At 68.6% G+C, this 16967-nt stretch carries 12 protein-coding genes; 9 read left to right on the forward strand and 3 right to left on the reverse strand.

Annotated elements, in window-relative coordinates:
* Positions 1–23 precede the first annotated feature (23 nt).
* The 4 genes from BLQ91_RS07095 (at position 24) to BLQ91_RS07110 (ending at position 8834) form a co-directional block, all read left to right on the forward strand.
* A complete protein-coding gene (locus tag BLQ91_RS07095; RefSeq protein ID WP_090095758.1) occupies positions 24–941 on the forward strand; it encodes a LysR family transcriptional regulator in 918 nt (305 codons plus the stop codon).
* Positions 942–1462: 521 nt separating this feature from the next.
* Positions 1463–1675, forward strand: a complete 213-nt coding sequence (locus BLQ91_RS40130; protein WP_143022545.1) for a hypothetical protein — start codon at positions 1463–1465, stop codon at positions 1673–1675.
* A gap of 212 nt (positions 1676–1887) precedes the next feature.
* Positions 1888–8001: a PA14 domain-containing protein gene (locus BLQ91_RS07105; RefSeq protein WP_245733189.1), complete on the forward strand. Its 6114-nt coding sequence runs from the start codon at positions 1888–1890 to the stop codon at positions 7999–8001.
* 80 nt (positions 8002–8081) lie between these two features.
* Entirely contained in the window at positions 8082–8834 is a 753-nt protein-coding gene (locus BLQ91_RS07110) for a hypothetical protein (protein ID WP_090095760.1), read from the forward strand.
* A 3-nt stretch (positions 8835–8837) separates the two neighbouring features.
* Here BLQ91_RS07110 and BLQ91_RS07115 read toward each other — a convergent pair whose 3' ends face one another.
* Positions 8838–9323 carry a DinB family protein gene (locus tag BLQ91_RS07115; RefSeq protein WP_090095761.1) on the reverse strand — a complete coding sequence of 162 codons (486 nt, stop codon included), beginning with the start codon at positions 9321–9323 and terminating at the stop codon, positions 8838–8840.
* 74 nt (positions 9324–9397) lie between these two features.
* Positions 9398–10984: a thiamine pyrophosphate-binding protein gene (locus BLQ91_RS07120; RefSeq protein WP_090095762.1), complete on the reverse strand. Its 1587-nt coding sequence runs from the start codon at positions 10982–10984 to the stop codon at positions 9398–9400.
* Between the two features lie 267 nt (positions 10985–11251).
* Between BLQ91_RS07120 and BLQ91_RS07125 the strand changes: the two genes are divergently transcribed.
* From BLQ91_RS07125 to BLQ91_RS07140, 4 genes are all read left to right on the forward strand, one after another.
* Positions 11252–11605: a PLDc N-terminal domain-containing protein gene (locus BLQ91_RS07125; protein ID WP_090096065.1), complete on the forward strand. Its 354-nt coding sequence runs from the start codon at positions 11252–11254 to the stop codon at positions 11603–11605.
* Positions 11602–12204: a hypothetical protein gene (locus tag BLQ91_RS07130; RefSeq protein ID WP_090095763.1), complete on the forward strand. Its 603-nt coding sequence runs from the start codon at positions 11602–11604 to the stop codon at positions 12202–12204. The genes BLQ91_RS07125 and BLQ91_RS07130 overlap by 4 nt, the downstream gene beginning before the upstream one ends.
* A gap of 201 nt (positions 12205–12405) precedes the next feature.
* The gene (locus BLQ91_RS07135; RefSeq protein ID WP_090095764.1) at positions 12406–13224 is read left to right on the forward strand and encodes a hypothetical protein; all 819 of its coding nucleotides are present in this window, start codon (positions 12406–12408) and stop codon (positions 13222–13224) included.
* Between the two features lie 42 nt (positions 13225–13266).
* Positions 13267–13878, forward strand: coding sequence for an ANTAR domain-containing response regulator (locus tag BLQ91_RS07140; protein WP_090095765.1), 612 nt, complete (start codon positions 13267–13269; stop codon positions 13876–13878).
* Here BLQ91_RS07140 and BLQ91_RS07145 read toward each other — a convergent pair.
* Positions 13859–15271, reverse strand: a complete 1413-nt coding sequence (locus BLQ91_RS07145; protein ID WP_090095766.1) for a hypothetical protein — start codon at positions 15269–15271, stop codon at positions 13859–13861. The two genes, BLQ91_RS07140 and BLQ91_RS07145, sit on opposite strands and share 20 nt — an antisense overlap.
* A gap of 450 nt (positions 15272–15721) precedes the next feature.
* Between BLQ91_RS07145 and BLQ91_RS07150 the strand changes: the two genes are divergently transcribed.
* On the forward strand, positions 15722–16948 hold the full coding sequence (locus BLQ91_RS07150; RefSeq protein WP_090095767.1) for a branched-chain amino acid ABC transporter substrate-binding protein: 1227 nt from the start codon (positions 15722–15724) through the stop codon (positions 16946–16948).
* Positions 16949–16967 lie beyond the last annotated feature (19 nt).

The raw sequence follows: 16967 nt of genomic DNA on the forward strand, positions 1-16967 counted from the left end.
GACGTCGAGCATAAGCTGCCCTGGTGCTCAACCCGGTTCATCTCCGCACGCTCGTCGAGGTCGTGAAGACGGGTTCCTTCGCCGAGGCGGCCCGCCGGCTCGGCTACACGTCCTCGGCCGTGTCGCAGCAGATCTCGGCGTTCGAGCGAGCGGTCGGCGTTGCGCTCTTCGAACGCGAGGCGCACTCGATCCGCCCCGCCAGCGCCGCCCTGCTGATCGCCGACCGCGGCGGCGAACTGCTCGCCGCGCTGGACGGGTTCGAGCACGAGGTGAAGGCGATGGTGCAGGGCCTGCGCGGCCGCCTGCGGATCGGCACCTTCCCCACGGCGAGCTCGCGCATCGTGCCGAAGGCACTGGCGAAGCTGCAGACCGACCTGCCGGACGCCGAGCTCCGCCTGGACGAGGCCGAACCGGACGACGTGCTGCCGCTCGTCCTGACCGGCGAGCTCGACCTGTCGCTCGTCTACGCCTACGACCTGGTGCCGCGGACGTGGCCGGAGGAGCTGACCGTGTCACCGCTGCTGGACGAGTCCCTGCTCGTGATGGTCCCCGCCGACCACCCGGCCGCGAAGAACAACGTCAAACTCGAAGATCTCAAAGACGAACGCTGGATCGCCTCGCGCGACGGAACATCAGGCGCCACCTGTCTGACCCCCCTGTGCGCGGCAGCGGGATTCGCGCCGAGGATTGCTTTCCGAAGCAACGATTACGAGGTCGTCCAGTCGCTCGTGGCAGCCGGCGTCGGCGTGGCCCTGATACCCGCGCTCGGCTACAGGCCGCTGCCGGACACCCACGCGATGCCGTTGCGCCACAAGCCTTTGCGCAGACACGTCCACGTCATCCACCGCACGGCGAACACCAACCCGCTGCTTCGCGACGCGGTGAAGGCACTTCACGAAGTCTGCCAAAACGCCGTGGGTGGCTACATCAACCGACCATGATGGAGAAATGGGGAGTTCAGCAGCGGCGGGGCGCTACCTGAGATCCGGGACTGGGATTCACCGGATCTGAGCGCACACGCCAGACAATTGATCGACAGCAACGAACCGGACGTCGAGGAATTGCTCCTCGACACCCTCGACAACGCGGGCCCGTTACGCCCGCTGCTCTGCCGCGTCCTGGCGGACCGCGACCCGGACCGCGACCTGGACTACGCCCTGAGGCACTTCTACGCCGTAACCGACGGCCCAGTCCGCAGATGGCTCGGCCAAGAGGTCTGCCACAGCCCGTGGGTGTGGCTCTACGGCATCACCAGGCTCCGCGGCGCGAACCCGGTAGCGCGCATCACCCCGGACGCCACCCACTGGCTGGCCTCCCGTCGCCGCACAGCCGTCATCGCCCTCGGCGACACCGCGGACCCAGCCGCCCTCCCGCCGGTGATCGGCCGGCTCCGCGACCGGAAGTGGTGGGTCCGATCCCCAGCGGCAGCGGCAGTCCGCCGCTTGGCCCCAACGGCGTCCAAGTGGGACAGGCAGCCGACGCGCTGGTCCGCTGCCTCGACCACGACCGCCAAGAGGTCGTCGAGCAAGCCGCAGCCGCACTCGCAACACCGGCCCTGCGCACAGACCTGCTCTACGCAAGGGCAACCCTCATGTCACTCGCCGGCGCCATCGTCGACAACGCCCTCGACGGCGTGGTCGCCCCGCTGATCCCGCTCTGGCCGGGCGATGAGTGATGCGCCGGGTGTGACGTTGAGCTCACTCACCGTGAGTTGAGCCGATCGGCGCATTGCTTTCCGATGTCCGTTTTCGGCATGCTCAGCGCCGATCAACACGCTGGGGGCGTGCGGGCAGCGGAAGCCCGCGCCTTCCATTGAATTCTGGGGGATAGACCAATATGACGCGTCGCTCAGCGACGCGGCACACTCGTGCGCGAAGATTCGCACGGGTGCTTGCCGCTGCGCTCGCAACCTCTCTGACGATCAGTCTGGCGTCCGCACCCGCGTTCGCCGCGCCTCCCGCGAAGTCACCGGCCGTCGACACGACGAAGCTGCCGGTGCTCAAGGGACGGGAGGTGCCCGCCCCGCCGACGGCCGCGGCGGATCCGAAGGCGGACTTCGGCCCTCTGGCCGCGCGGGAGGCGAAGTCGAGCTTCGACCCCGAGAAGTCCAAGGTGACCTCGCGGTCGATGTTCGTCGACGAGTACACCAACCCGGACGGCACCAAGACGATCAAGCAGTCCACGGAACCGCTGAACGTCCAGGACGCCAGGGGTTCCTGGCAGCCGGTCGACACGACGCTGGTCGCGGACACGCCGACCCGGCGGGTCAAGGCCAGGCAACACCCGCTGAAGCCGACGCTCGCGGCCAAGGCGGACGACCCGGCGCTGATCACCGTCGAGTACGACGGCAACAAGGTCTCGCTGGCGCCGGAGAAGCCCGCGAAGGACAAGCAGGTCAAGGTCTCGGCGGACAAGGCCGAGTACGTCGACGTCGCCGCGGACACCGACCTCACCTACGAGGTGACGCCGGGTTCGGTCAAGGAGACCATCCTGCTGAAGAAGGTGCCCACCACCAACAAGTGGCGGTTCACCCTCAAAGCCGGCGCGTTGACGCCGACCGTGACGGAGCAGGGCACGGTCGAGCTGCGGGACGCCCAGGGCACACCGAAGATCGTCATGCCGCCCATCGTCACCTGGGACTCCTCCGGCAAGGCGGAGGAGGCGCCGCCCGCGCAGACCGGCGGCACCTACACGGTCGAGAAGGCCGGGCAGGACTGGATGCTCACGGTCGCCGTCGACGAGGCGTGGCTCAAGGACCCGAAGCGCGTCTACCCGGTCAGCGTCGACCCGACGTTCAGCTTCGGGGTGGTCTTCGCCGAGTCGTACAAGTCGGACGGCTACTGGTGCCAGATGTGCGGTGTCCAGTTCGGCAACTCGCTGGACCACGGTGACAAGTACTGGCGCAGCGCGATCCGGTTCGACTACCAGTCCCTGTACGGCCAGCGCATCGTCGGCGCCAAGCTCGACGTGACGAAGAAGACCGGCCCGCTCAGCCCGGACAAGACGTGGCCGGCGCAGCTCTACCACGCCTCGGCCATGGACTTCAACGGCCTCGGCGGTCTGCTGGCCAACGGTCTCGTCGGCCAGGTCGGCACGCTCACCGGTGACAGCCTGGTGAGCTTCCTCCAGCACATCGCGGACATCCGCCACATGGCCACGTTCATGATCGTGGGCGCGGAACAGCCGGGAGCCTGGACCTACAAGGATACGGTCGTCTCGCTGACCGTGGACACGGGCTCGGCCCCGCCCGCGCCCACCCTGGTCGGCCCCGCCGACCACGGCGTCATCACGAACACGACCCCGACCCTCGAGGTCAGCCCCGTCAGCGACCCGGACGGCGAACAGGTGAAGTACTGCTTCACCGTCGCGACCGGCGCGGACGCGAAGACCGGTGTGGTGGTCGACTCCGGCTGCCTCGACACCCCGAAGTGGACGATCCCGACGGGTGTCCTCCAGGACGGCGTCTCCTACACGTGGCAGGCCAAGGCCGTCAGCGGCGCCACCTCGCGGATCCCGAGCGCGGTCTTCCACCTGAAGGTCGACCAGCGCATCGGCAACCGCGGCCCGGCACCGTCGGACAAGATTGGTCCGATCGAGGTCAACCTGGCCAACGGCAACGTGCAGACGTCGCTCTCCTCTCCGACGTTCACGACGGTCGGCGGTACCGCGGGTCTGAACATGACCTACAACTCGCAGCAGCAGGAGCAGAAGGGTCTCCGGGCGTCCTACTTCCAGGACCTGTCGCACAACGGCGAGATCAGCTCGCAGCAGGAGCCCGTGCTGGTGCGCACCGAGCCGCAGGTGAACGTGGACTGGGGTGACACCTCCCCGTTCGCTCCCGCGCTGCCGAAGGACTGGTTCGTCGCCCGCTGGGAGGGTTACTTCCAGGCTCCCGCGACCGGTGACTACCAGTTCGCCGGCGTGCACGACGACCGGCTGCGGGTGTGGGTCAACGGCGCCTCGGTCTACGACCAGGGCTGCTGCAGCGACGTGAACTGGGGTGTCGCGACCAGCGTGAAGCTGAACGCGGGCCAGCGCGTGCCGATCAAGGTCGAACTGGCCGAAGCCACCGGTTGGGCGTACCTCCGCCTGTTCACGCGGACGGCTGACGGCACCACCGTGCCGTCGCAGATCGTCCCCGCCGACTGGCTGCACTCCTCCGACCTGCCCGCACTGCCCAGGGGCTGGACGCTGAGCGCCGACCTCGACGGCAGCGGGACGGGCTTCACCGAGGCCAAGGTCACCGACCAGAACGTCGTGCTGACCGACGCCACAGGTGCGAAGCACACGTGGACGAAAAAGAGCACCGGTGGCTACACGCCGCCGGACGGTGAGTCGGGCACCCTCGTCCTGGACACCGCGGGACGCATCACGCTGACCTACGGTTCGGACGTCTTCGTGTTCAACTCGGCCGGCAAGCTCGAGTCGCAGACCGGCGCGATCGACGCTCGCAAGCCTGCCGCGCTGCAGAACGTCTACGACGGCTCTCCCTCGCGTCTCAAGGAGATCAAGGACCCGATCTCGGGCCGTTCGCAGAAGCTCTTCTACAACCGGCCCGGTGATGACTGCTATGCGGGCACCACTCCTCCGCCGGACGCGGAGAAACTCCCTCCGGCGCAGATGCTCTGCCGGGTCGAGTACTGGGACGGCAGCCAGACGAAGCTGTACTACTACCGCGGGAACCTGGTGGCGGTGGAGGACCCGGGCCGTGAGATGACGCAGTTCAGCTTCACGTCGAACGGTCTTCTCGACGGGCTGCGGGACAGCCGGGGCGCGGACTGGGTCGCCCAGGACCACGCGAACCGGAACACCGACGCGGCGAACTACATCGTCCACTACTACAACCACACCGTGGCCACGCCGATCGCGCGGACGATCTACCAGCCGTACACCACGCACGGTGAGGAGCGCGGCTTCCACTCGTACCGCTACGACACGGGTGCGAAGACGTCCTTCGTGGACATCGCCGGGGTGAACCCGGTGAGCGGGTTCTCCCGCAAGGTGGTCTACGACGACGCCTTCCGGATGCTGACCGACACCGACGCGACCGGCAAGACGACGTCGCAGACGTGGAACGCCAAGGACCAGCTGCTGACCACGACGGACGCCGCCGGCCGGGTGTCGACCACGTTGTACGACGCGCAGGACAGGCCGACCGATAACTTCGGTCCCGGCCCGGCGTCGTGCTTCAACGGTCAGCAGCTCAAGCTCGAGTGCGCGGAGACCGTTCCGCACACCAAGACGAGCTACGACGAGAACCTGAACGGTCTGGCCGTGTCGTTCTACGACAACAAGGACATGGTCGGCACGCCGAAGGTGTACCAGACCGGTCTGGCAACCGACGGCACGTTCGTCCGCAACTGGGGCGAGAGTGCACCGGTCACCGGCATCGTCGCGGACAACTTCTCGCTCCGGGCGACCGGGGACATCGTCTTCCCCGAGGCGGGCAACTACAAGCTCCGCGTCGTGGCAGATGACGGTGTGCGGGTGTGGATCGACGACGCGATCGTCATCGACGATTGGATCGACACGGGCGCGAAGTGGCGCGAGGCCACGGTCAACAGCCCGTCCGCCGGTGCCGCGAAGAAGATCCGCGTCGAGTACTACGACCTCACGTCGTTCGCCCAGCTCGAACTGCACTGGACCACCCCCGGCGGCACCCAGCAGGTCGTGCCCGCGGCGAACATGAAGCCGAAGTACGGCCTGACGACGTCGGTCACGAAGGGCGAGTCGCTGGGACTCACCCCGTCGGTCACCACCACGAAGTTCGGTGAGAACGGACTCGACCCCGTCTACGGTCTCGCCAGCAGCAACACGGCGAACGGCAGGCAGGTCAAGACGTCCTACGAGAACGTCGGTACCGGCTACCTGCGCAAGACCGGGGTGACCGCGCCGAACAACGCGCAGACGACCTACGTCTACTACGGCGACCAGGAGACCCGGGACAACCCCTGCACCCCGCAGGTCGAGGCGATCAACCAGGGCGGGCTCGCGAAGCTCACCCGGATGCCCGCTCCGGCAACGGGACCGGCGCGCGAGGACGAGCAGATCTTCGACGCGTCGGGCCGTGTGGTGGCCGAGGGCAGCGCCGGCCAGTGGACCTGCACCACCTACGACGACCGCGACCGGGTGGTGTCGGTCAAGTACCCGGCGAACGGCGCGGCGGGTGAGCGCGTCGTCACCACCAACCACGCGGTGAACGGCGACCCGCTCGTGTCGTCGGTGTCCGACCACAACGGCACCGTCACCACGAAGGTCGACCTCCTCGGCCGCGTGATCGAGTACACCGACGTGCACGGCGTGCGCACGGAGACCAAGTACGACCGCGCGGGCCGTGCCACGACGGAGACGGTGAACCTGCCGTCGAACCCGGCGCAGGTCATCACCAACACCCACGACGACGCGGGCAGGCTGCTGACCGTGTCGCTCGACGGCACGCTCCTCGCCAAGCCCGCCTACAACGCGGCCGGTGAGCTCGCGTCGGTGGTGTACGCCAACGGCACCTCGCTGTCGGCCATCGGCAAGGACGGCACCGGCCAGGTCACCTCGCACACGTGGAAGACCAAGGCGGGGGCCGAGATCGTCACGGCCGTGACCCGCACCCGTGCGGGCACGATCGTCGACGAGACGCTCAACGGCTTCGACGCGGGTGCAGGCCACAACTACATCTACGACTCAGCGGGAAGGCTCACCAAGGCAGCGGTCAACGGCCACGTCTACACCTACGACTTCGCTTCGCCCACGGCGGAGGGATGTCCGGCGGGATCGGTCGGCAACGCGGGTGCGAACACCAACCGCGTCAAGCTGCTCGACCAGACGGCGAGCGGCACGCAGACCACCGGCTACTGCTACGACGCGGCCGACAGGTTGCTGGCCACCACGGGCCACAACGCGGTGTCCGGCATCAAGTACGACGATTCCGGCAACACCACCGAGTACACGGTCAACGGTTCCACGACCCATCTCTCGTGGGACGCGGCCAACCGCAACCTCAGTGCCCGTTCCGTCGGCACGGATCCCGCCGCCGTCGCGTACCAGCGCGACTCGAGCGACCGGATCGTGCGCCGTGGTGCGGAGCAGGGCGACGAGCAGAAGGTCGTGCTGTACGGCTACACCGCTGAAGGTGACGCCGCGGACTTCGCGCTCGGTGAGGACAAGAAGCTGCTGTCCCGCTCGATCTCGTTGCCGGGCGGCGTGTTGCTGACGATCAACGGCGACACGCGGTCGTACGACCACCCGAGCGTGCGCGGCGACACGGTCCTCACGACGGACGCGGCGGGCAACCAGGCCGGGCAGCTGCGGCACTACACCCCGTTCGGTGAGCCGCTGGCAGCGAACGGATCGGTCGACAACGACAACGTGCCCGACAACCAGCCCGGTCAGATGGACCACGGCTGGCTCGGACAGCACCAGCGCCCGTACGAGCACGCCGGTGCGTTGTCGATCGTCCAGATGGGTGCGCGCCCGTACAGTCCGTTGCTCGGCCGCTTCCTGTCGGTCGACCCGGTCGAGGGCGGCTCCGCCAACGACTACGACTACGTCAACGGTGACCCGGTCAACGCCAACGACCTGGACGGCAAGTGCCCGTTCTGCGTCGTGGCCGCGGTGATGGGGCTGCGGGTCGCGATCCCGTGGGCCGCCCGCGCGTCGGCGCCGTACCTCTTCCGGTTCGGTGCGTGGGCAGCGACCAAGGCCGCGCCGAGGATCTGGACCGGCATGAAGTGGACCGGCCGCAAGGTCGTCGCGGCCGGCGGCTGGATCCGCAACACCACCGTGAAGACGGTGAGCCGGGCCAAGGGTGTCTTCAAGCAAGCGAAGACGCGCTGGCAGTCCAGCAAGGCCAACAAGGTGTTCAACAACATCAAGCTGCACCCGCGCGTGCAGGGGTGCAGGGACAACCTCCGCTACAACAAGGCGATCCTGGGTGACCAGGCCACACCGACATCGTTCAAGATCGGCTTTGGCGTGTTCACCTGCTTGATGGGTGCACTGAGACGCTGATCGGCCGGGTGCCCGGTCCGGGCGGGGCGCTGCGAGGCGCCCCGCCCGCTCGTGTCGGAACAGGTTTGAGGTAACAGCAGATGAACGTTGATGTCGCTCTGGCGGGACTTCTCGACTGGAAGTCACCGCGTCACCTTGAGCACGTACGGGCTCTGGTCGAGTCGGAAGAGCCCGGCGCCGACGGCCTGATCGAAGCCTTCCTCGGCCAGCACGACGCATCGATGCAGGTGACGTCGGTGTTGTGCCGGGTGCTCGCGGAACGCGATCGTGACCGCGATCCCTCGTACGTGTTGAAGTTCTTCGGCAAAGGACGCAAAGGCGACCCAGCCGACTGGCCGCTGCGTCGGAACCCCTACCGCAGTCCGATGTCGTCCGCGTACGGAATCCCCCGGTTGCGGCGGCTCAAGCCCGTCGAGAACCTCGCGCCAGGTCTGAAGAGCTGGTCCGCCCATCGGCGGAGCATCTCGGTTCTCGGGCTGGGAGACACGGGGGAGCCCGCCGCCGCGGCGCTCCTCGCCGGACGGCTGGCCGACCGTCACCCGAAGATCCGCATCGCCGTGGCCAGCTCGGTGCGCAGGCTCGATCGGCAGGGAGCCTTGCCCGCCGAGTCGCTGGGACCGCTCGGCGATGGGCTCGTGTCGTGCCTGTCGCACCGGGAAGAGGCTGTCGTGCGGAACGCCGCCGCCGCGTTGGCGCTTCCGGCGCTGCGCGAACGGCTGGTCGAGGTGAGCCGCGCCGGCGAACTCTCACCGGTCGCGCAGTCGGCGGTCGACGACGCGCTCAAGGGCGATGTCGTGCCGTTGAACCAGATTTGGCCCGGTGAGGTCGTCTGATCTCTACTCGCCGGTCTCGCCGTCCGCCAGTTCGCGGAGCAGGTCGAGATGGCCCACGTGGCGTGCGGTTTCCTGTGTCACGTGGGTCAGGATCCATCGCACGGTGCGCTCGCCGTCGGCTGCCATCGCGGCGGGATCCAGCTTCGTCAACGCCTCGGCGTTCGCCCATTCCTCGCGGTACGCCTGGATGAGCGACGCCGGGGTGTCGTCGTCTTCGAGGTTCCAGGACGGGTCCGGGTCGCCCTCCCAGAGTGACGGCAGGTCGAGGCCCGCGCCGGCGATGCAGAGCCAGTAGCGCTCGACGGCGGTCAGGTGCTTGAGGACGCCCAATGCCGTCAGCTTCGGGGAGGTGGGGATCGGGGCTGCTGCGGCCTGGGCTCTGGTCAGGCCTTCGACCTTCAGCACGGCGGTCTTGCGGAGGAAGACCAGGAACTGCCGGGCGAGGGCCGCTTCGTCGGTCGCTTGGTTCTCGGGCCAGGTTCGCGTCACCGGAGCAGTTTCTCAAGTCCCATAGTAGTGATGCAGCCACACGGTGCTGTCGTCCTCGCCCACGGTGGCGTTGGTCAGGTGACGGTTTTGCGGTACCAGCGCGGTGAGGTGTTCAGCGGCGGTTTGAGGCTCGCGTTGACGACGATCATCGACGGGCCGTCGGAGGCGTCCAGTGCCGTTCGGAGGTCGTCGAAGCCGTCCAGCGTCACGGCGGGGATGCCGAAGCTCTCGGCCAGCTTGGCGAAGTCGGGACGGGTCAGGTCCACGCCGGTGATGGCGTGGTTCGCGATCTGCTGGTCGTAGCGGAGCATGCCGTAGCCGCCGTCGTCCACGAGCACGATGGTGAGCGGCAGGCCTTCCTGCTTCAACGTCGCCAGGTCGCCGCACGCGAAGAGGAAGCCGCCGTCACCCACGACCGCGATGGTGCGGTGGGCCACGGCGGCGCCGATGGCCGCCGGGAAGCCGAAGCCGAGCGTGCCCCAGCCGACCGGGTAGGCGAGGCCGCGGGGGCGGGTGACGTGGTGGAAGCCGCCGATCCAGTAGCCGGGGATGCACATGTCGGCGACGATCGTGGCGTCGGTGCCTTCCAACGCGTGCAACAACTTCGCGGCGTCCGGAGAGTCTGCTTCGGTCAAAGCGCGCACTTCGGCGTTGACCGCTTCGACGTCGCACGCACCTTCTTTGGGACTCACCGCGGCTGCGAGGGCGGCGGTGACGGTGGCGGCATCGCCTTCCAGGGTGACGTCCGCCGGGTAGTTCTTGCTCGCCTCGGCCTTGTCGATGTTCACGGCCAGCAGAGCGGGAGGCCGCGGCTGCACCCAGTTCTGGGTCATCATGCCGTCGAAGTCGGTGCCGATCGCGATCACGAGGTCGGCGTCGTCCCACAGTTGCCCAACGGGCGGTGCGTGCACTGGGCCGCGCACGACGAGAGGGCTGTCCGTCAGGCCGCGTGCCCCGTACGTCGTGATGATCGGTGCCTGCAGCTTGGCGGCCAACGTGCCGATGGCAGAGCCGGCACCGGACCGCGCCGCGCCGCCGCCGGCCCAGATGAGCGGCCGGGACGACGCGGCGACGAGCCGTTCGGCTTCGGCGAGATCGGGAACGGTGCGGGAGGACTCCACCTCCGCGACGGTGTGCCGTGGCGCTTCGGTGGACAGGAAGTCCGTTGGGACACCGAGGTAGACGGGGCCGTGCGGGCTGCGAAGGGCTTGCCGGACGGCCTTGTCGGTGTACGCGGCGAGCTCCTGTGCCGACGGCACGTCGAACGCGGCTTTCGTGACCGGCACGAACATGGCCCTCTGGTCCCGGGTTTCGTGCAGGACGCCGCGGTGCACGCCGGGCCGGCGCAGGGTCGACGGGATGTCCGTGGCGATCACCAGCACCGGGCTGCCCGACGCCCACGCCTCGCCGGTGGCGCCCAGGGTGTTCGCCGCGCCGGGGCCGGTGGTGACGACAGCGACGCCGAGCTTGCCGGTGGCGCGTGCGTAGCCGTCTGCCGCATAGACCGCCGTCTGCTCGTGGCGCACACCGATCATGCGGATGCCCGGCTGCTTCCGCAGCGCCTCCCAGATCGCGAGGTTGTGCACGCCCGGCAGGCCGAACACCACCTCGACTTCGTGCGCGGCCAGCACGTCCAGCAAGCTCTCGGCACCCAGAGGCATGCGCCCGAAGCTAAGGCCCGCCTGTGGCCCCGGCAACGGGTGCGCAGCAGCTCTGGTGCTCAGCGTCAGCGTCGCTGTGAACGTTCCACCCTCCCGGAACCGTCGCTCGATCGAGCGAAGCGCAATTCGAAACGGTGGTCTTTTCGCCCTGAAGGGTGAATTGGTTGTCCGCTCGATATTTCCCGCCGGTGATGGAACTGCGGACCATGTCCAGCGGGTGGCCTCTTGTGCCACGATGTGCGCGACCGCATGACCTGGGGGTGGGAGATGCTGTACTTCGGTGGGCTGTTCGGAGTGGTGATGCTCTGCGTGACGATCTTCGCGGTCGTCGACGTGGTCACGACTGACGAAGGAGCCGTTCGCAACCTGCCGAAGCTCTGGTGGCTTCTCCTGGTCCTGTTCTTCCCCGTGGTGGGGTCGATCGCGTGGCTCGTCGCGGGCCGTCCGGTGGGGGCGGGACGTGCGCGCACCGGGGCTTTCGAGCGCGGCGCCGCCACCTATCCCGAGTACGACCGGCCGGGGCGGTTCGCGGCCGCGAACGCTGACGACGACCAGGAGTTCCTGCGCCGCTGCCGTGAGCGCGCGGAGGAACAACGACGCAAGGGACGCGAGAACCAGTGAGGACCGTCCTGCTGTTCTTGGTGGTTCTGCTCGCCGGTTGTGGCGGGACCGCGCAACTGGCGACGCACCCTCCCGCTCCGCAAACGTCCACTTCGGACGAACTGGCTCCTGCCGATTTCCAGGCCCGGTGGTGGACGTGGGCCTCCCAGCCCGCGAACAGCAACCCGGTTTCCGACACCTCCGGTCGTTTCTGCATGCGCGACCAGCCCGTCGAGGTCTGGCTGCTCGCGGGATCGCTCACCGAGGGGCCGGTCGAGCGGCAGTGCCGGGTTCCCGCCGACAAGCCGCTGCTCGCGCCCGCGGTGAACCTCGCTGGCGACATCGCCGGCTGCGAGGCGTTCATGAAGACCGCGCAGGGCGAGGTGCTGCTGAACAACGCCACGCAGCGGCTCACCGCGGTGCCCGCCACGCCGTTCACCTACGAAGCGCGCGCGGGCAACCCGTTCGGCACGCGAGCCGGCCGCCTCGACTCCGTCGGCTGCGGCCTCTACGCGTGGATTCCGGCTCCTCCGTCCGGTGAGCACGACCTCGTGATCCGCGGATCGGCCGGCGGCAGGAACGTCGACGTGAAGTACAAGCTGATCGTCGGCGCCGACTAGGAAAACGGGTGGCGGTCGTCCGGTAATGTGGTCAGCGGCGTCCGAGCAGACGTGAGGCTGGAGCCGCTCCCCGGCAGCGAGCGGCGTCGTCCGCCGCAGTGTTCAGCAACTCCTGCTCGCCGAAGCGAACCGACCACGTAGACGCGTGACACATGCGTCCTTGTCGTGCCGAGCCGGGCGGCGGAAACGAGGACTGCTGTGATGGCACGTCTGTCCACCACGGACCAGCTCGCCGATCTGCGGCGCGCCTACACCGGCGAGAACCTGTCCCAGGCGGTCCCGGCCGTCCGCGGCGGTGAGCTCCTGCCCGACGCGGCCACCGAGGCCCAGCGGCAGCTCGAGGCCAAGGTGCTGGCCGCGGCCTGCACCGCGGCGAGCGTGCTGCAGCTGATGCCGCCCGCGAGCATCGTCAGGCCCGCCTACGTGTTCCGGACGGTGGAGCCGGGGGAGACCCTCCGGCTGCACCTGAACGACAGGGCGCTGGGTCCGCTGCTGTTCGAGCTGCTCCCGCGCACCGAGGGCGGCTTCGGCATGGGCGTCGCCGGGCTGGAGCACCGGCAGCACCGGCGCTCGGCCGAACTGACCACCGGTGACGCCTCGGTCGTGCTCTGCGGCGTCGACGGGCACGCGTGGGACCGCGGCATGCGCTACCTGCGCTGGATGCACGAGTTCCGCGGCGTCGAGTACACCGACGGCGGCGGCAACGACGACGTGATCGCGGAATCGGCCACTGGGAGCGCCCTTCTGCGCCGGGTACACCTGTGGCATGACGCCAGCTGGTTGCGAGCACTCCCGATGGGCGGGGCCTGGTTCGTCGAGTGGGCCGGCGGCCCGTCCGAGGACGAGATCGGGCAGAAGCTCGGTCACCCGGACTTCGGGACCACCGCGGACATCACGCTGCGCCGCATCGACGCGCCCACCGAGGACGTCGAGGAGGGCGTGCGGACCTACCCGTGGCCCGAGGAGTTCGTGTCTGCCGTCACGGCTGCCGAGCCTGATCAGCGGCCGGGCCGCCGGTAGACTGCGCTTTCGCCCGCAGGAACGATCGTCAGGAGGACCCCGGTGACCCAGCAGGCTGCCGAGGCCCAGTCCGAAGCCACGCGCAAGGCCCCCCGCGTGCTCGTCGCGGAGGACGAGGCGCTGATCCGCCTCGACCTCGTGGAGATGCTCCGCGAGGAGGGCTACGACGTGGCGGGTGAGGCCGCAGATGGCGAGGAGGCCATCAAGCTCGCGACCGAGCTCGACCCCGACCTGGTGATCCTGGACGTCAAGATGCCCAAGGTCGACGGGATCGAGGCGGCGCAGCACATCGCGGGCAACCGGATCGCGCCGGTCGTGATCCTCACCGCGTTCAGCCAGCGCGACCTGGTCGAGCGCGCCCGTGACGCGGGTGCGATGGCGTACCTCGTCAAGCCGTTCGCGAAGCGGGACCTGGTGCCCGCGATCGAGCTGGCGATGAGCCGGTTCAACGAGCTGGCCGCGCTCGAGCAGGAGGTCGCCGGGCTCACGGAGCGCCTGGAGACCCGCAAGGTCGTGGAGCGCGCCAAGGGCATCCTCATGTCCAAGCAGGGCCTGAGCGAGCCGGAGGCGTTCCGGTGGGTGCAGCGCACCGCCATGGACCGCCGCACGACGATGAAGGCCGTCGCGGAAGCCGTCATCGAGAACTTCGGCTGAGTTCGAGCCACACGGAGTCCGTCTGCGCCTCGGGGTTCTCGGGGCGCAGGCGGACTTCGACGTCGTGTCTGCCTTTCAGCGAGAGCTGCACTTCGTGCCGGCCACCGACGCCGCCCGGAATCGGCATGGTGGCCGCGAGAGAGCTGTCCACGTACACCTCGAAGCCCGCCAACGGCGCCACTGAACGCGCGGGAGACGCGTCGAGGGTGATTACCAGCGTCGCGTCGTTCGGGGCCACACGGACGAACTCAGCCGTCATCACGGGCAAAACGGGCGTGGACTCCTGCGGGACGGCCTCGAGCCGCACCGGCGACGGGCCGGGCACCTCGAAGTAGCTCTCCAGCACCTGTGCCTGCGACGCGCCGGGCATCCGGAGCACGAACGGCGACAGCGCGTCCGGTCCCGACGCTCCGAGCAGATCCGCCGGCAGGTCTCCGACCAGCGTCAGCTCGCTGTCCTGCGCCGTGGACCAGCCGCTCACCACCGGCCGCAACGGCACCCGCGCCGACCCGAACTGCGCGACCAGGCCGTTCGGGTCGCCGCCGTCACCGAGGCGCACCGTTGTCCGCAACCGTGCCGAGGGGGCGTCACGCAACGGTGTGCGCGCCACGCCGATGCCGGGTGCCTCTTCATCGGGCTCCAGCACGCGCAGTGTCCCTGCCACGAGGTGCGTCTCGGTCACGTCCTCCACGGACTGGCGTGACCCGGTGATGCCGATCGCGTCGATCTCCACGCGTCCCGGGTAGCCCGGCGGAGGGGTCACGCCGACCAGCACGCTCGCCTCGCGCCACTTCGGCACCACCGGCAAAGACGCGATCTGCGCGCCATCTTGCACAACGCGCACATCGTTATCTGTCAGCACCGCTTCGAATCGATGCAGAACGCCCGCTCCCCGCGTTCCGGGGGCCACGGAGTCGTCCACGACGACGCGGACCGCATCAGCCGGAGGAATGGGTCCGACGCGATCCGGCGTTCCGGGGACGAGGTCGAGCACCAGCCTCCCGCGCGGCCCGGCCGCGTCCGTCACCACGGCCACCCGGCCTCGTTCCCCCGACTCGCCGAGCTGCAGCAGCGTTCGTGCGCGCAGCACCGCCGTGTCGTTCCCGCACGGCATGTCGAGGACCAGACGGCCGCCGGAGCCCGATCCGGGGTTGACGCACCCGCGGCGGCCGCTGAAGTGGTAGCGGCGTTCCAGGAACGGGTCGTCGAAGTCGTCCAGCCAGCCGTTCACCGCCCGGCGCCACGTGTCGTCGCGGGGCTGCTCCCGCGCCCGGACCGGTGCCGACCGCTGGCCGAAGGCGTCCACGGCCCGCACGTCGGGCCGCCCGGACCGGGCGATCTCGGGCGACGCGACGAGCGTGCCGTCGACCTCGTAGCCCGCCGCGCCGGGCACGGGCGCCCACCGGACCCGCCCGTCGCTGCTCCATACGGAGGACGGAGGAGCCGGAGGAGCCGGTCGAGACGGGAGCTGGACGAAATCGGCTGCGTACTTTGTCAGTCGAACGGCCTCTGAACTGCGCTTCTGCAGGGCATCATCGGTCTCGCGCAGAACCAGCACCGCTGCGGCCAGGACGGCCACGGCGCCGAGCAAGGCGATCACCCGACGACGGGGAGTCATATACCGAGGTTATGGCAGCCGTCCAAAGAGTGAACGAAGGTTACGGTCTGTGACATTGCTTAAGTAAAACATAACGCCGAGTTGCGTTATGGTCACGAGCCCATTGGCTTTGATGACTGCGGTCACAGTCATCGCCTAGGTTCCGGCCATCCCTCAGGAGAGGGTGATGGAGCGGTGCGCGGAGATCTCGCGCAGCCGAGAGCAGGGATAGAGGAGGGACATCACGTGCGTAAGCACTCTGTGAAGTCCGCAGCGATTGTCGGTGCCTCGCTGCTTGTTCTTGCAGCTTGTGGCTCGAACAAGACCGAGGGCGGCGGCAACACCGGGGGCAGCTGCGACACGTCGAAGGGCACTCTGACCGTCGGTGTTGTCGCCCCGTTGTCCGGGAACCTGTCCGCTCTCGGCCTCGGCATCAAGCAGTCCGCCGAGCTCGCCGTGGACGAGGCGAACAAGAAGTGCACGGTTCCGGGCTACAAGCTGACCGTGTCCGCTCAGGACGACGAGGCCAACCCCGCCAAGGGTGCCCAGGCCGCGACGAAGCTGTCGACCGACCCGAACGTCGTCGGCGTCGTCGGCACGCTCAACTCGTCGGTGGCCCAGACGGTGCAGCCGATCCTGCGGGACAAGAAGATCCCCCAGGTGTCGCCCGCGAACACCAACCCGTCGCTGACCAGGGGCAACGACTTCCTGACGGCCCCGAAGCGCCAGTTCGACAACTACTTCCGCGTCTGCACCACCGACGACCTGCAGGGCCCGTACGCGGCCAACTACCTCGTCGAGAAGGCCGGCAAGAAGAACATCGCCATCATCACCGACGGCAAGACCTACGGTGAGGGCCTCGCCGCCGAGCTGTCGAAGCAGGTCGCCAAGAAGGGCGGCAAGATCGTCGGCTCCGAGAAGGTCGGCGAGAAGGACACCGACTTCTCCGGCGTCATCTCCAAGATCAAGGCGCTGAACCCGGACGCCGTCTACTACGGCGGTGAGTACCCGGTCGCCGGCCCGCTGTCCAAGCAGATGGCGTCCGCCGGTCTCAACGTCCCGCTGATGGGCGGCGACGGCATCTTCGACCCGAAGTTCGTCGAGCTCGGCGGCAAGGAGGGCGACCTCGCCACCTCGGTCGGCGCGCCGACCGAGTCCCTGGCCACGGCCAAGGCCTTCGTCGAGGCGTACAAGGCGAAGTTCGGCAAGGAGGACTACGCCGCCTACGGTGCGTTCTCCTACGACGCCGCGAACGCGATCATCGGTGGTCTGGCCAAGACCGTCGAGGGCGGTGCCTGGGACGACTCGAAGCGCGACGCCATGCTGACCAACGTCGGTGCCTACAGCGGCTCCGGCGCCACGGGTGAGGTCAAGTTCGACCAGTACGGCGACAGCACGAACAAGGTGCTGACGGTCTACTCGGTCACCTCTGGCAAGTGGAAGGACGTTCAGACCGGCGAGTTCACCGGCTGACGACTACCTAGTCACTGAT

Origin of the sequence: Lentzea jiangxiensis, from assembly GCF_900104175.1 — a bacterium.
GTDB classification, from domain to species: Bacteria; Actinomycetota; Actinomycetes; order Mycobacteriales; family Pseudonocardiaceae; genus Lentzea; species Lentzea jiangxiensis.

Bases quoted from the DNA above. Each gene is read 5' to 3' on its own strand.
- BLQ91_RS07110 (WP_090095760.1), top strand. From the start codon at position 8,082: ATGAACGTTGATGTCGCTCTGGCGGGACTTCTCGACTGGAAGTCACCG.
- BLQ91_RS07120 (WP_090095762.1), bottom strand. From the start codon at position 10,984: ATGCCTCTGGGTGCCGAGAGCTTGCTGGACGTGCTGGCCGCGCACGAA.
- BLQ91_RS07125 (WP_090096065.1), top strand. From the start codon at position 11,252: ATGCTGTACTTCGGTGGGCTGTTCGGAGTGGTGATGCTCTGCGTGACG.
- BLQ91_RS07135 (WP_090095764.1), top strand. From the start codon at position 12,406: ATGGCACGTCTGTCCACCACGGACCAGCTCGCCGATCTGCGGCGCGCC.